A 14,172-nucleotide genomic window follows, 5' to 3' on the forward strand; every position below is an offset into this window, starting at 1 on the left:
CGGTTTACTAATCAACGGCGACGCAGGTAGCGATACTCAAAAATCAGATTGTCACGATGGTCTTCCATCCAATCTTCCAACTTTTGGCGCAATGCTTCCAATGTATCTTTTTGATCACTGTCATCAATCAAATTTTGCAATTCTCCAGGGTCTGCCGCCAAATCGTACAATTCGTCAATATCGCCGGCATTGAAGACGTATTTCCAATTTTGCCAGCGTAAAGCTCGTTGCGAGAATAAGACCGCGCCAATTCCGGAACATTCCGTTACGACACAATCCCGCCACTTGGTAGCCATCGCTCCTTCTTTAATCAGCGGCAGCAGTGAACGCCCGTCGCGGGAAACCGTTTCTTCCGGTAGTCCAGCGGCATTCAAAATCGTAGAATACAAATCACAAGTCTGAACAAACTCAGCAATCCGTTGCGGTTGCTGATGTTCAGCGGTTCCTGCAGTTTCTGGCGCCGGTAATTTAAGCAATAGCGGCACACTGGTGATTTCTTCATACATAAAGATTGCCTTGTCACACAAACCATTGTGGATGCCTAGCGATTCCCCGTGATCTGAGCTGAAAATGATGAGGGTATTATCATACAAATCTTGTTCTTTCAAAAAGTCGATCAAACGACCAATTTGATAATCAATGTGGCTCATATTGGCATAATAATGCCGGATGTAAGGAACAAATTCTTCCCAATCCGTGTTGTTGGCTCGTTTGACATCGTGGATTCGCGGCTTATTGTCGCTGTCGCCGGCGTAATTTGACCACGGTTCAATCGGCATGTCACGGTAACGGTCCAAAAACTCCGTCGGTGCATAGTAAGGCTCATGTGGCCCCCAGAAATTCAATTGGAAATACCAGGGCTCCTCCTGCTCTTTGAACTCTGTCAGCCATTTTTTCGTGCGTTCCACCAGAAAATGCTCAATGGTCGTATCCAAGCCCGAAGTAATCTCTCCTGCTTGATGGGACGTATAGTTGCCGGAAATGATGTGTTCAATCTTGGTTTCTTTGCCCAAACTGGCAACATATTCCTTCAACTCATCATAGATATAGCCGCCAAAACCATGTCCAGGAAAATCATCCCCTTGGTAGCCAACTGTCGTAGGAACCGAACGGGCATCTAATGCCAATTCGGCAAAATGGATATCCCCCATGTATTGCTGGATATACCCATCGTTACGAACAGCCTCGGCACCGGTACCCAAATGCCACTTGCCGGTGTAGCCAATCTGATACCCTGCCGTTTGCAAGCGGCGACTCAAAAGCTCCGGTGTGTCCGGCAATTCTTGAACCATCGTGCCGTAGTTGTAAGAATTCGTCAACATGCCGTGATGCATCGGATACAGTCCCGTCTGCATTGAAGCTCGGGCCGGTGTGCAGATTGGACAAACAGCATAGGCATTGTCAAAGGTCAAACTGCTGTCAGCCAGCGCATCGAGATTTGGTGTTTCAACGGGCAAATTCCCGTAAGCTGATAACGTGTCTTTTCGCTGCTGATCAGTCAGAATGAAAAGAATATTTGGTTGCTTGGTCATTTTGCCTCTAACTCCTCTCGTTTTTGCCAGTATGCTTTTCCTTGAGAAAATTCGAAGTCCCCTAATTGGCCTGCTTGTTCCAGTAGGGCTGACCGCATATCCGCCAATTTTTCAGCGTACTCTGGTTTTTCAGCCAAATTATCCATTTCTTTAGGGTCTGTTTTCAAATCAAACAGCTGCGTGTAGCGTCCAAAATCAGTCGCATACTCGATCAGTTTGTAGTTTCCTTGCAGCAGGCCACGGATTTTTTCTGTAAAGCTGAGGAAAATAGTGTCTCGCCCGCCGGCATTTTCCGTAATAACCGGCAACAGGCTATGACCAAATAGCCCTTCAGGAATTGGTGTTTCTGTATATTCCAAGATCGTCGGCATGATGTCCAATAGCAGTGCCCGCTCAGTGATTCGTTTTCCTTTTGGCAAACCAGGCCCAGACATAATCAGAGGCACATGAATACTGTGTTCATACAGATTTTGTTTGCCCATTAGCCCGTGTTGCCCAATAGAAAGACCATTGTCCCCACTGAAGATAATCAAGGTATCCTCTAATTGTCCGGTGGCTTCCAGTGCATCTAAAATCGTGCCGATACGCGCATCAATGTGGCTAATCATGGCGTAATAGTCAGCGATATGTTGTTTGACTTTTGCGGCCGGCCGCGGGTAGACTTCCAAGCTTTCGTCTCGCTCTCGTTTCACGTCAAATTCAAAAGGATGTTCTGGCAGGAAGTTTTCCGGCAAAGTGATGTTTTCAGCATCATACATGTTTTGATATTCTTTAGGCATTGTTCTTGGATCATGAGGTGCCAAAAAAGCCCCGAACATGAAGAAAGGTTTATCATTAGCAGCCGTTTCATGAATTTTTTCGATAATTTTATCGGCAAATAGATCCGTGGAATGCTTGCCCATCGTTACGTGATCGGCAGGCATTTGAATCGTGTGGTTGGTGGAAAACGGATCTTGCGTGAAGGTTTTCCAATCCTGGTATTCTTTATGAATATCAAATTCATTCACCGGTACATTCCAGTGGTCCCACATCCCGCCAAAAAAGATCTCTCCGCCATCGGTAAAAGCCCGGCCGTACCCTTTGATACCATTGTGCCATTTGCCGATGCCGACAGTTTGATAATCATTTTTTTGTAGCTCTTCTCCTAAAATGGCATGCTCATCTGGAATCACCGCTCCTAAATCTTGCAGCTCAAACAAGTGCTTGGAGGTGTGCATCATCGCTCGTGAAGGCATGCAAACCGCTCCCGAGGTTCCGCCGGGGATATAGGCATTCTCAAATGCTACCCCGTTTTCGACTAAACGATCCAGGTTTGGTGTTTGGATTTCGTCATTTCCCAACGCGTGGATTGTATCAAAACGCTGGTCATCTGCCAGCAAAAACAGAACGTTTTTCTTCATATCGATTGTCAGCTTCCTTCTGTATCAGATTGTCAGTTGAAAAATTTATCATAAAGCTTAGTGATTGTCTCTTTGTCACCAAGAGTACGCTCGTCGGCTTTTTGCATCAAAGCTGCCGCAATGTAGAAGATATCTTCGTTGACTTCTTTTTCACTCTTGGCTGCGGCAACGTTACTCCAAATCGCAATCGCATTGGCGGCTGATTGTTTCAGCTGCTGCGGTTGGATTACTTGTTTTTGCGGGAAATTCACTGGGCGCCAATCCGCCATGATTTTTTCATAAGTCGGATAATCATAAGAAGCGTGTTCCCCCAAAACATAATAGAAATAATTGTCATTGTGATTGATTACTGTATAGCCTTGCTCCAAGAAAGTTTCCACCGGTGCCATATTACGATCCCAACGTGTCCAGTAGCTGACCACGCAGTCTTTTGAAAGATGCAGTCCTTCTGTTCGATTCACTCGATAAAAGCCGTCATTCCAAACCAGTGGCACAAAACCCAACTGTCGCACATATTCGATAGTCTCGTTGACGTATTCGATAAAGACCTCAATCCCGCTAGCTGCTGAACCATATTTTTCAGCCGCATATTTTTCCAAAGTAGGGTAATCGTGAAGCTGGTCAAAAGGAACGAATTCGTCAGCCCCAATATGGAAATAACGACAATCACAAAACAGCTCGCCGTATTCTCGGTAAAGGGAATGAATAAAAGCAACTGCTTCCGGATTTAAAATATCCAATGCTTTGGGATCTTTTTGGATACTGCCATCTGCCATGCGCTTGTCCAGACGCCATTCAGGCTTGTCCGCCAAGGCATGCATCAGATGACCTGGCGTATCGAGGTCGGGAATAATTTCAATATATTTGGCATGGGCATACTGGATCAGCTCCCGTACTTCCCCTTTACTCAAATGTTCCTTGGAAGCCAGCCACGGGTATTGCTCAGATTCAATCCGAAACCCTTCATTCTCTGAAAAATGCAGCTGCAGCTGATCGAAATTAAAGAGTGCCAACAGATCAACTAGTTCTTTCAAAGCTGCCAATGAAAAGTATTTGCGTCCGATATCTATCATCAACAGTTTTTCCTGTGTACTGGTAGCAATCTCGGTTTTGCCGATTTGCAGCTTGTCGCTAACATCTTCTTGTAGAAAAATCATGCTGCTCTTAAACAATTCTTTTTCATCGGGAGCGGTAATTTTGACAGTGCCGTCTGCCAACACCTCGATGCTGCTTTTAGGAGACTCAGGAGCAATTGACAGCTGCAGTTCCCCTTTTTCAGAAGAGACGAGTAGTTCCTCGTCGTAAAAACGCTGCCAAATCCGATTGAACGCTTTGGCACACGCCAATGTCCGATTGTCGGCTTTTATAGTGTTGATTTGCATGACTTTTCCTCCAACTCATTTTGTCCCAGTAATCTGTTTGCCAAATATGTGGGAAATAAATTATTTATTATTGCTTAGGTGAAAAGCGCCTGATTGAAAACGACCCCACCAACGTTCCAGCGGATTGTCTGCTTCTCGCAAGAATAGACCTAACAGCAAGCTATTCACGTAACTGAACAAAACGCCAATCACAACCGCCTGCCAATTATAAGCAAACAGTCCCAAGACCAGAACACTCCAATTCAGCCATTTTAAAACTACGGATACACCCAATCGTGGGCGGTACTTATGAACAATTAGCGCCACCACATCTAGTCCGACTGTGGAGGTATCTGAAGACAGACACAAGGCATAGCCGGCAGCGATAAACAAACTGGCGAAAAGAAAATCCAGCGGCAGATTGAATTGAGCTGTAATCGGCGCCAAGTAAAACAAACTGAAAAAGATGTTGTAGCAGATACTGGAATACACCGAGCGCAGCAAGTTGCCCCGCCCTAAAAAAATGCCGCTCAAAATCAACAATAGTAAAGTGATGCCATTGGTGAACCACAGTAACGACCAGCCAGTGAATTCATTGGCAATCATCGACAAGCTGGTAACCCCGCCGTTGATGATGGCATTGGGCTTCATCCATTGTGCATAGGCAAACCCCAACAATGCCGTTCCCAACGTGACTTTTGCCAATGCCGGGCCTTCTTTTCTGATAAATTTTTGCAGATTAGTCATCCATTAAAACTCCTTGATCAGACCATCATAAGCGACATCGAATCCATGAGGGGTAACCAGATCCAGCATCTCCTGATGAGTCAGTTTACTATTGTGAGAAAAGTGGTTGCAGACAAACTCGGTTTTTTCATCAACAATTCCCAAAGCCAACAACCGCTCCCGTGTTTTTAAATTATTGGGAAAGCCCTGGTGATTGCGAACGCTGTTGTCAGCTTGATGGTTACAGTCGATGGACACGTAATGATAAAAGGGCCGCTCAGTTTCCAGATAGTCCCATGTTTCTTGTGGAAACTCTCCGGTATCGTGGGCGTAAAGCAGGCGACGATTGCCGTCCGTGATATCATACATCAGACAGGTTTCTCGTTGATCATGATCTGCCGCCAGCGGTGTCACTTCATAATCCAACACAGGGAAGGACTCAAACGGTGTCACCAGATGAAAATCAACGCGGTCTTTCTCCCAGTAGCCTTCCAAGTCAAACACCCGCTTCATGAAATCATAAACCCGTTGATTGCCGTAAACATTCAATGTCTGCGGGACTTGTGGTACATAGCCGCTCAGGCGCAAAACCAGCTCTTCAGCATAAAAATGATCTGAATGGCTGTGAGTGACCAACAGGTGACCAATGTTGGACAAATCAAACCCGTACTTCAAATAATGGGCATAGGTATCTCCTGGCAGATCAATCAATAAGCGATCATCCACGAGGGATTGGGAACGTGTCCGGATATCTTTACCACCGTTTGCTTTTGCCTTTTGACACAGGGGACATTCACAGTACAGCGCCGGTACGCCTTCTGCGGCGGCGGTCCCAAAATACTGCAGTTTCATCATTATTTCCTTCTTTCTCTTAATCATTCATTATTTTACAGGGGTATCCCTTTAAAAACGGTTCACACATTAATGGACAGGAGGGGCTGCCATCGCTAATAATGGCTGCAAGACTTGTTTCAAAACTTCCCGATAGCCGCAATAGCCATCATCTTCAGCTCCGACATAGCAGGCATCTTTCATACGTTTGCAGCCGCCACGACACATCTTGTAAAATTCGCACCCCACACAAGTCCGATAGTCTCGTTTGTCACAGATAAAACGCTGCGTCAAAGGCTGTTCAAACAACTCCCGCAACGTCTGTTGAGTGATATTGCCGACGCACATCTCATCCAGCACATAAAAATCACAAGGATACACATTTCCATTGGCTTCGATCACATACTGCATCTGGCAGCGGCCCAGCATTCCACAGGAACCTACAACACCATTTACCAGCAGATTTGTAATATCGTCAAAGAGTTTCACAGAAACGCACTGTCCCTGCTGCATTCCTTGCTGCCAGAGAGTGAAAAGTTCACCATAAAAAGCAGCAAACCCTCTTGGTGTTACCGCAAATTCATTTTCCTCTTCTCCTAGTTCTGCCAAACAAGGAATAAATTGGATAAAGGAAATCGCCTCTTGTTGGATAAACTCCCAAACCAAAGGAGCATTTTCTGTCATCTCCTGCGTCAGTACACAGAGTATGTTGTATTCGATCTCGTAACGATCAAACAGCTTTTTGGCAGCCAAAACCCGCCCATAGGTCCCTCTGCCGGCAGCATCTGGACGATGACGATCATGAAACTCAAGCCCGCCGTCGATCGAAAGCCCCACTAGAAAATCCTCTTCTTTTAAAAAGCGGCACCATTCTTCATCGATCTTGGTTCCATTGGTTTGGATTGCATAGGATACGATTACTTTTTTAGACTGTGCTTTCACCAAGCTAGTAAAATTTTTAAAATACTTCAAGCCGGCCAAGGTAGGTTCTCCCCCTTGAAAGCCGATGGTCAAGCGGTCTCCGTCTTCCAAATCTGCAAAAACATTCTCAATCAGTTTCCCCGTGACCTCTGGCTTCATTCGTCCAAAAGAACGTACTTGCCGCATGGAGCTGATATCCGCATAAAAACAATAACTGCAACGCAAATTGCATAAAGAAGAAGCCGGCTTGATCAAAATTTGAATATGTTTCATGATTTCCTGCTCCTTTCCATCCATCTTTTAAAAAGACCTCTGTATAATAGTTTATTTATCAAACGCTTTCAATAGTGGCTAGCCTTCCGGGGATGTGTAACTTTTGACTGCTCTTTGTTTTTTTACTTTTGTCACTGCTGGCAGCCGGCGTATCCCTATGCTTTTTCCTTCAGCCCGCTACAACGCCTCAAAAAAACACCGTTTCGAAAACAGACCCTTGCAGCCAGGCCTCGTTTTCGAAACAGTGTCCAATTTTCAAATCTGTTCTTTTTGCCAAGATGCAAAAAGGTTATACATGTTCCCGATCAAAACCATTATGCTCAATGACATCAGCCATCCAGAAGCTGGATTTTTTCGGTGTCCGCTTGAAGTTATCCTTCAGATCTACTCGATAGTAGCCATAACGGTTTTTATAAGCATTCAGCCAGCTCCAGCAGTCAGCAAAGGTCCATAGGTGGTAGCCAAAGCAAGGGGAACCTTCTTCAATCGCCCGGTGCAACTCTTCCAGATGATCTTCGATAAATTCGATACGATAGTCATCTTCAATAATCCCGTCACCATTTTCAAAGCGCTCTTCTTCAGAAACACCCATGCCGTTTTCAGAAATATACCATGGAATATCTTTGTAGCTGTCTTTTAGGCGCATTGCGATATCATAGATGCCTCGTGGATAGATTTCCCAGCCACGGTGAGGATTGATGCGTTTTTCCGGCCAGTCGTAGCCTCTAAAGAGATCCCGAGGTTCGCTGATTGGCCATACTTTTTGGTCTGCCGGTACAGCTTGAACTCGCAGTGGTTGATAGTAATTGCAACCCACAAAGTCAACGGTATTGTTCAAGAAAATTTCTTTATCCCCAGCTTCTGTCACAGGTGCCAAGTCAGCTTCTTTCAACATGTTGACAAATTCATCAGAGAAAGCCCCGTTCACCGCGCAATCCAAGAAGCTGCGGATATAGATATGATCTGCCCATTTCGCTGCTTCCAGATCTTCAGGTGAATCACTCTTAGGATAAACTGGCGACAAGTTCAAAATGATAGAAATCTTGCCGTCGTTGTATTTTGATTTACGGAATTCAGCTACTGCTTTGGCATGGGCCAACATGGTATGGTAGCCGACTTGCAGCGCCCGTTTGAAATCGTGAACTTTTGGCCAGTGAGCGTCTCCGTAATAACCGCATTCGATATGAACCAGTGGCTCATTGAATGTCGCCCATTTTTTAACGATGTCACCAAACTGCTCAAATGCCACACTTGCATAATAAGCAAAAGCATCCACAGATTCCCGTGCTTCCCAGCCGCCTTTTTCCATCAGCCACCAAGGCATATCAAAATGGAACAAGTTGATAATAGGCTCAACACCATTGTCGACCATTTCTTGAAAGTAAGAGCGATAAAAGGCAACCGCTTTAGGATTCAATGTTTTACCATCTGGCAAAAGACGCGTCCAGGCAATTGATGTCCGGTAAGAATTCAAGTTCATTGCCTTCATGTTGGCAACTTCTTCTTTATACATTTCGTAAACGTTAGAGGTATTTTCCGGTCCTACTTGATCGTAGAAGAGTTCCGGCTCCATTTCGAACCATTTATCCCACGTTGAAGGGCTTTTGCCGTCTTTAGCTGCTGCGCCTTCTGATTGAGGGGCACTAGTTGCTGCTCCCCACAAGAAACCTTTTGGAAATTGATACATGTCTGTTCCTCCTTAGATAATGTCCTGCAACGAATCTTGCCGACGACCTCGCATATGATATTGCTGCGCTTCTTCCATATCCGGTGCTTCTTGCAACAAAACAGGTCTTTTGCAAATATCTTAGCGAACCTGTTTTTTTAACCGGCTGTCGACGCTTCGTGAAAATTTTTACGGATACGGTTTACATTGCCATTTTACTATTAATTTTCGTTTTTTGACAGCCCGTTTCCCAAGATCGAATATGTTTTTACTGCTTGTTATAAAACTCGACCATACCGATAAACAAAAGCGTCCTTTGCTTCCCAAGCTGCAACTTATTTATCAGGGATACCAAAAATATCATTTGCCACTGAAAGGCTCGCCGACTCTGTTAAAGACGTGTCATTCATGCGCAACAACAACCGTTCAGCAGACAATTGGCCAATCTTTTTGGTAGGTGCTTTGATGATGATTCGGTCATTTCTGAGTTCTGCCATCTCACTAGTATAGTCATAGTGCGCCAACAACAACTGGCGCCCCCGCGGATCACCGCTAGCCTGCAAGTACTCCAAAGCGCCCATTGCCATATTGTAGTTGGTCACCAACAAGGCCGTAATTTCTTGTGACAAAAGTTCTTTTGCCCCGTTATATCCGCTGGAACGGGAGTAATCCCCAATAGCTGTCACTAGCTGAACTTGCGGATAGGCGGCAGCCGCATCTTCGGCACCGGCCAGACGTTCTCGAGCCACGAAATCATTTTGCGGTGCGGCTAAGATACCAATTCGACGGTGTCCTGCAATAGCAAAGTGGGCCACTACTGTTTCAACACTCTTATAATCTTCTACCTGGATACGATCCACGCCGGCCATTTGTGCCGGACTATTGATCATCAAAACTGGAATATCCAACTCCGCCAAGCGCTCCATGCCATCCCAATCCTGTTCTGACATAAATACGATTAACCCATCCACAGCATGCTGCATCAAGTAGTCCAACTTTTTATCTACCATGGAAACATCGCCTTTGAACCCGCTCAAAAGAATGGAGTAGCCGTTTTCTTCCATGACGCCTTCAATTGCGCTGACTGTCTCTGCACCAAACTGACTGGAGATGCTATTCATCAAGAGCCCCACCGAAAAACTGCGATTATTTTTCAGCCCTTTGGCGATGATATTTTCCTTATAGTCCAGCGCTTCGATAGCAGCAGCAATTTTCTCCATGTTTGCAGCCTTTAACTGCTGACCATTGAGATAACGCGAAACACTGCCCACTGAGACTCCTGCCAATTTGGCAACTTCACGGATGGATGACATAACGTAGGTTCCTTTCTTCTGCGGCTCAAAACAAGCATCAGCACCCGCTCTTAAGCCTCGACAAGGCGGCCGACAAACTGCCGACCGCCATATCGCAAGGGATTATTATTTTTTGAAATAGATCTCTTGTGACAGATTTCCCACCATTACCTTGCAACCAGCCGCCGCTTTGACTGCCCGATCAAGATCAGTGAAGCTTAGCTGCTCTGTAGTCAAAAGCAGCGTGATTTCCTGTTCTTGCCCCGGTTCCAGCTGAACTTTGACAAAATCTTTCAACAGCTTGTGTCGTTGAATCACTGAGCCACCTAGAAGGCGGACAAACAACAAGACGCTTTCTTTACCAGCACAGCGGCCATTATTTCTCACTGTCACTCTCACTGTTATTGTGTCAGAATCTGCCGTAACTTGCAAGCTGTCGTACGTAAATTCCGTATAGCTCAGCCCATAACCAAATTCATGCAGTGGCGCACCGGATTCGTCATAGTAATCGTCTTGTTTTGAAGCTGCCCTTTGATAATAATAAACCGGCAATTGTTGGGAATTCAGCGGATAGCTTACTCCTAGACGACCGCTGGGATTATTGCTTCCTGCCAAGGTTCTTGCAATAGCCGCTCCACCTTGTTGGCCTGGGAACCAACCGATTAAAACAGCTCGTGATGCAGCATGTACTTCGCGAAGATCATAGGGCCGCCCTTGGATGATGACTGAAACAATCGGCTTGTCCAGTTGGGCGAGAGCTGCAAGCAGATCCAATTGCTTGCCTCCCAGTGTTAAAGAAGCAACATCGACGTTTTCGCCAGAATCCATATTGATGCCTTTGGAAGAAACTGCCCCGTTGCTCAAAAATTCCATATCGAAATTACGAGCGCTGGAGCCGCCTAGTACCAATACGATCACATCGGCAGTTGCAGCCAAAGCAACGGCTGCACTGATTTTTTCTTCCTGACCTTCTGGGTTACGCACTTCACAGCCTTCTGCATAAACCACTTCTGAATCGGAGAACACTGACTTCAGCTGTCGATAAATCGTCTTGTCATTCATTGTCGCTTCTTGGGGGGCAGTGTAATCTCCCAAAAGCTGGTACAGACTATCCCCACTAGGTCCGATAACTGCAATCTTTTTCTTTGCTTTGGAAAGTGGTAAAATCCCGTCATTTTTCACCAGTGTCAACGATTCTTCTGCCACTTGCAGATTCAGCTCTTGTGATTCTAAAAGCAATTCAGCAAAACGGTCTTTAGGGTCTGTCACAAAAGGCTGCTCAAACAGCCCCAGCAGAAATTTAATCGCCAAAACGCGTCCACAGGCTTCATCCAGGTCAGCTTCAGAAGCGATACCGGCTGTGATACTATCCGCAATTTCCAGGTAAGTCTGGTCCCACAAGCTCAAGTCGATACCAGCTTTTAATGCGGCACTCGCACCTTCAATCTTTGTAGAAAAAACATCTCCCAGCCGATCCAGCGCTACCCCGTCAGCCATGACTAAACCTTGGTATCCCAGCTGTTCCCGCATCGTCTCTCGGAAAAGTTCGCCGTTAATATGACAAGGAACGCCGTCAACATCATTGTAAGCAGCCATCACACCCACCGCATTGCGAGTGCTCTTTAAAAGCGGCAGATAAACGTCATTAAATTCACGGCCACTGATTGTCACTGTCCCGGAATTGTGCCCCCCAAGTGCCTCGCCTTGAGCGATACAATGTTTTAGCACAACACCCATCTGTTCAGGTGTTTTCGCAATTTCTTTTGTCGTCTGATCTAGAAACGGCTTGGTTTCATTAATCAGTTGTCCCTGAAATCCGGCAACCACCGCTTCGCTCATCTTGGCAGCCAAAATCGGGTCTTCTCCAAAACATTCTTCTGAGCGTCCCCATCTGGGATCTTTTGCCAAATCCAGCGTCGAGACTAGCGCTAAATGGACGCCTTTAGCCGCAAGTTCCCGTGCCATCAAACGACTGGAAGCCTCAATCAATTCCGTGTTGAAGGTATTGCCGCGCCCGAGATTTGTCGGATAAGAAACGCCCCCCAGCCCTTGGTGCCCATGAGGACATTCTTCAACAATCAGTGCCGGAATTTGCCAACGAGACTGACTCATTACATAGGCTTGAACCTGATTTACTAGCTGCCAACTAGCTTCCGGGGCGATCCCGTTATCAAATCCGACTTTTGACCAGGGATCGGCACGAAACAACCCGTAAAGTGCACCCAGACCACCCCCCCAGCTGACATGTTCTTTAAATTTTTCAGTCAGCTGAACACTGCCGTCAGCCTGTTTTTCATAACACTCCCAGCCATAGAGATGCTGGTTTACCTGACCGACTTTTTCGGCCACGGTCATGCGGCTCAACAAGTCTGAGACCCGCTGGCGGATCGTTAAGTCAGAATTTTGATAAGGGTAATCAGCCAATCAAATCGTCTCCTCTCAGCTGGGCTGCTTTATTTGAAGCCATCACAAAAGGTAAGAATAAAAAGACATCTAAAACAATCAGTAAAATCGTCAGAACTCCCGCCATCAGGTTCCCACCGGTGGCGATTATAGATTGAATCACTGGCGGTGTGATCCATGGTGCAGCTGCCACGGTTTTGCCCACCAGTCCGACACTTGTTGCAAAATAAGCAATGATTAAATTGATAGAAGGAATGATGGCACAAGGAATCATAAAGATCGGGTTCATCACTACTGGCAGCCCAAACATCACGGGTTCAGTAATGTTAAACAAACAGGTCGTCAGCCCCATTTTTGCAATCTGTCGTTGGTCACGGCGGCGCGACACCCACAAAATGGCAATGACCAACGGCAAGATACAGCCCCCGCCACCGATCAAACCAAAAGCATTAGCAAAAGGTTCGGTGATGATGTTGGGAATCGCTTGGTGATTTTGGAAAGCCGTCATATTTTCTTCAATGGATTGCAGCATTGGTGCTTGCTTGATTGGTGCCAAAATGCTGGAACCATGCATCCCGAAAACCCACAGAAAATCTGAGAAAAATTGGATAAACAGCATCCCCGGTACCGACAAGACAAAACCTTTCAACGGTGTTTGAATCGCCAAATTGATCAAATCCGGTACATTCAGTCCGGTAGTTTTGTTCAATACAAAGACGAAAATCCCAAATACTAAAATTACCAACACTTCTGGTACCAACGAGTTAAAAGAAGTCGCAACAGCCGGCGGCACTCCGTCAGGCATTTTGATCTTCAATTTTTTAAACTTCGCTAAACGGACAAACAGCTCTGTACTCAACAAGGCACAGATCATTGCAGTTGCCAGACCCGAACTGGAAGTCAAGGCTTGCGGAAAAACACCACTAACTTCTGCCAACGTACCGTCTGCCAAAGTCACAGAGGTGTTTGCCGGCATCAAAATAAACATGGTCGCCAAACTTAAGACACCGGCATGAACTGCATTGAACGCCGGGTCATCAATGGCTTTTGACTTGATGTAGTGATTAGCCAAATTGACACCAATGTTGTAGCAGACGATGATCGCCAAGATACTCATTGTTCCGTTGTTGACAATTACTGCTAATTCTGACAAAAAGCTCAAGTCAACGATTTTTTGAACAGCCGCGTTGGAAAAAATTAAAGCATTCAATAAGACCATAAATGATGCCGCCATTACCAGAGGCATCGTGATGATAAAGGCATCACGGATTGCCAGCAGATGTCGTTGATTGTTGATTTTTGACACAATTGGCAATAATTTCTCAGACAGTTTGTCTACGAATTTCATAGTATTGCTCCTCATTTCCATATTTTTTGAACCGGTTCAAAAGGATAATAGCAAACGATTTCAAGAAATGCAATAGTTTTTGCGATATTTTTGAACCGGTTCATTTGTTTCTTTAATTGTTTTCATTTGGATGTGGGTGAAGGAGTCTTTTTTATCTGCAAATAGCGTAGTACCCCTTAAATTGACGATGGCCCTCTCCCAAAAGGAAGAAGGCCATCTAACTACTCAATATTCTTATTTTTTAAGTTGGATCAGACTATTACTGAAACTTCAAGTATTTCTCATTTAAACAGCGTGTTCCCATAACCTCTAACACGCCCTTGCAGCCCTTAAGCTGCGCCAGTTGGATCAAATTTCATAAAAAGTGACTTCGACATTTCTGTGAATAATAATATCTTTCGCGTATCAACTATTATAGC

Annotated in this window: 10 protein-coding genes; all 10 read right to left on the reverse strand. The window is 45.5% G+C overall.

The genetic code is table 11. From position 1 onward, the window contains the following. Nucleotides 1-11: 11 nt before the first annotated feature. Nucleotides 12-1,532, reverse strand: a complete 1,521-nt coding sequence (locus BAU14_RS02705; protein WP_161898547.1) for a sulfatase-like hydrolase/transferase — start codon at nt 1,530-1,532, stop codon at nt 12-14. Then, nucleotides 1,529-2,932, reverse strand: a complete 1,404-nt coding sequence (locus BAU14_RS02710) for a sulfatase-like hydrolase/transferase (protein ID WP_161898548.1) — start codon at nt 2,930-2,932, stop codon at nt 1,529-1,531. Before BAU14_RS02710 ends, BAU14_RS02705 begins: the two co-directional genes overlap by 4 nt. A gap of 32 nt (nt 2,933-2,964) precedes the next feature. Continuing rightward, nucleotides 2,965-4,314 (reverse strand): family 20 glycosylhydrolase, encoded by a 1,350-nt coding sequence (locus BAU14_RS02715; RefSeq protein WP_161898549.1) that lies wholly within the window; start codon nt 4,312-4,314, stop codon nt 2,965-2,967. Between the two features lie 60 nt (nt 4,315-4,374). Continuing rightward, on the reverse strand, nt 4,375-5,040 hold the full coding sequence (locus BAU14_RS02720) for a YitT family protein (protein ID WP_161898550.1): 666 nt from the start codon (nt 5,038-5,040) through the stop codon (nt 4,375-4,377). 3 nt (nt 5,041-5,043) lie between these two features. Further along, on the reverse strand, nt 5,044-5,871 hold the full coding sequence (locus tag BAU14_RS02725) for an MBL fold metallo-hydrolase (RefSeq protein ID WP_161898551.1): 828 nt from the start codon (nt 5,869-5,871) through the stop codon (nt 5,044-5,046). 69 nt (nt 5,872-5,940) lie between these two features. Continuing rightward, nucleotides 5,941-7,044, reverse strand: a complete 1,104-nt coding sequence (locus tag BAU14_RS02730; protein ID WP_161898552.1) for a radical SAM/SPASM domain-containing protein — start codon at nt 7,042-7,044, stop codon at nt 5,941-5,943. A 289-nt stretch (nt 7,045-7,333) separates the two neighbouring features. Next, on the reverse strand, nt 7,334-8,731 hold the full coding sequence (locus BAU14_RS02735; protein WP_161898553.1) for a glycoside hydrolase family 1 protein: 1,398 nt from the start codon (nt 8,729-8,731) through the stop codon (nt 7,334-7,336). A gap of 314 nt (nt 8,732-9,045) precedes the next feature. Beyond that, nucleotides 9,046-10,023 (reverse strand): LacI family DNA-binding transcriptional regulator, encoded by a 978-nt coding sequence (locus BAU14_RS02740; RefSeq protein WP_161898554.1) that lies wholly within the window; start codon nt 10,021-10,023, stop codon nt 9,046-9,048. A 105-nt stretch (nt 10,024-10,128) separates the two neighbouring features. Beyond that, a complete protein-coding gene (locus BAU14_RS02745) occupies nt 10,129-12,426 on the reverse strand; it encodes a glycoside hydrolase family 3 N-terminal domain-containing protein (protein ID WP_161898555.1) in 2,298 nt (765 codons plus the stop codon). Then, complete coding sequence (locus BAU14_RS02750) at nt 12,419-13,753, reverse strand: PTS sugar transporter subunit IIC (protein WP_161898556.1); 1,335 nt, start codon at nt 13,751-13,753, stop codon at nt 12,419-12,421. Before BAU14_RS02750 ends, BAU14_RS02745 begins: the two co-directional genes overlap by 8 nt. Nucleotides 13,754-14,172 lie beyond the last annotated feature (419 nt).

The organism is Candidatus Enterococcus leclercqii, assembly GCF_009933135.1.
GTDB lineage: Bacteria > Bacillota > Bacilli > Lactobacillales > Enterococcaceae > Enterococcus_C > Enterococcus_C leclercqii.

Excerpts from the sequence above, each read along its gene's own strand:
- BAU14_RS02725 (WP_161898551.1), bottom strand. The coding sequence starts at position 5,871 with ATGAAACTGCAGTATTTTGGGACCGCCGCCGCAGAAGGCGTACCGGCG.
- BAU14_RS02720 (WP_161898550.1), bottom strand. The coding sequence starts at position 5,040 with ATGACTAATCTGCAAAAATTTATCAGAAAAGAAGGCCCGGCATTGGCA.
- BAU14_RS02710 (WP_161898548.1), bottom strand. The coding sequence starts at position 2,932 with ATGAAGAAAAACGTTCTGTTTTTGCTGGCAGATGACCAGCGTTTTGAT.
- BAU14_RS02735 (WP_161898553.1), bottom strand. The coding sequence starts at position 8,731 with ATGTATCAATTTCCAAAAGGTTTCTTGTGGGGAGCAGCAACTAGTGCC.
- BAU14_RS02740 (WP_161898554.1), bottom strand. The coding sequence starts at position 10,023 with ATGTCATCCATCCGTGAAGTTGCCAAATTGGCAGGAGTCTCAGTGGGC.
- BAU14_RS02715 (WP_161898549.1), bottom strand. The coding sequence starts at position 4,314 with ATGCAAATCAACACTATAAAAGCCGACAATCGGACATTGGCGTGTGCC.
- BAU14_RS02750 (WP_161898556.1), bottom strand. The coding sequence starts at position 13,753 with ATGAAATTCGTAGACAAACTGTCTGAGAAATTATTGCCAATTGTGTCA.
- BAU14_RS02730 (WP_161898552.1), bottom strand. The coding sequence starts at position 7,044 with ATGAAACATATTCAAATTTTGATCAAGCCGGCTTCTTCTTTATGCAAT.
- BAU14_RS02705 (WP_161898547.1), bottom strand. The coding sequence starts at position 1,532 with ATGACCAAGCAACCAAATATTCTTTTCATTCTGACTGATCAGCAGCGA.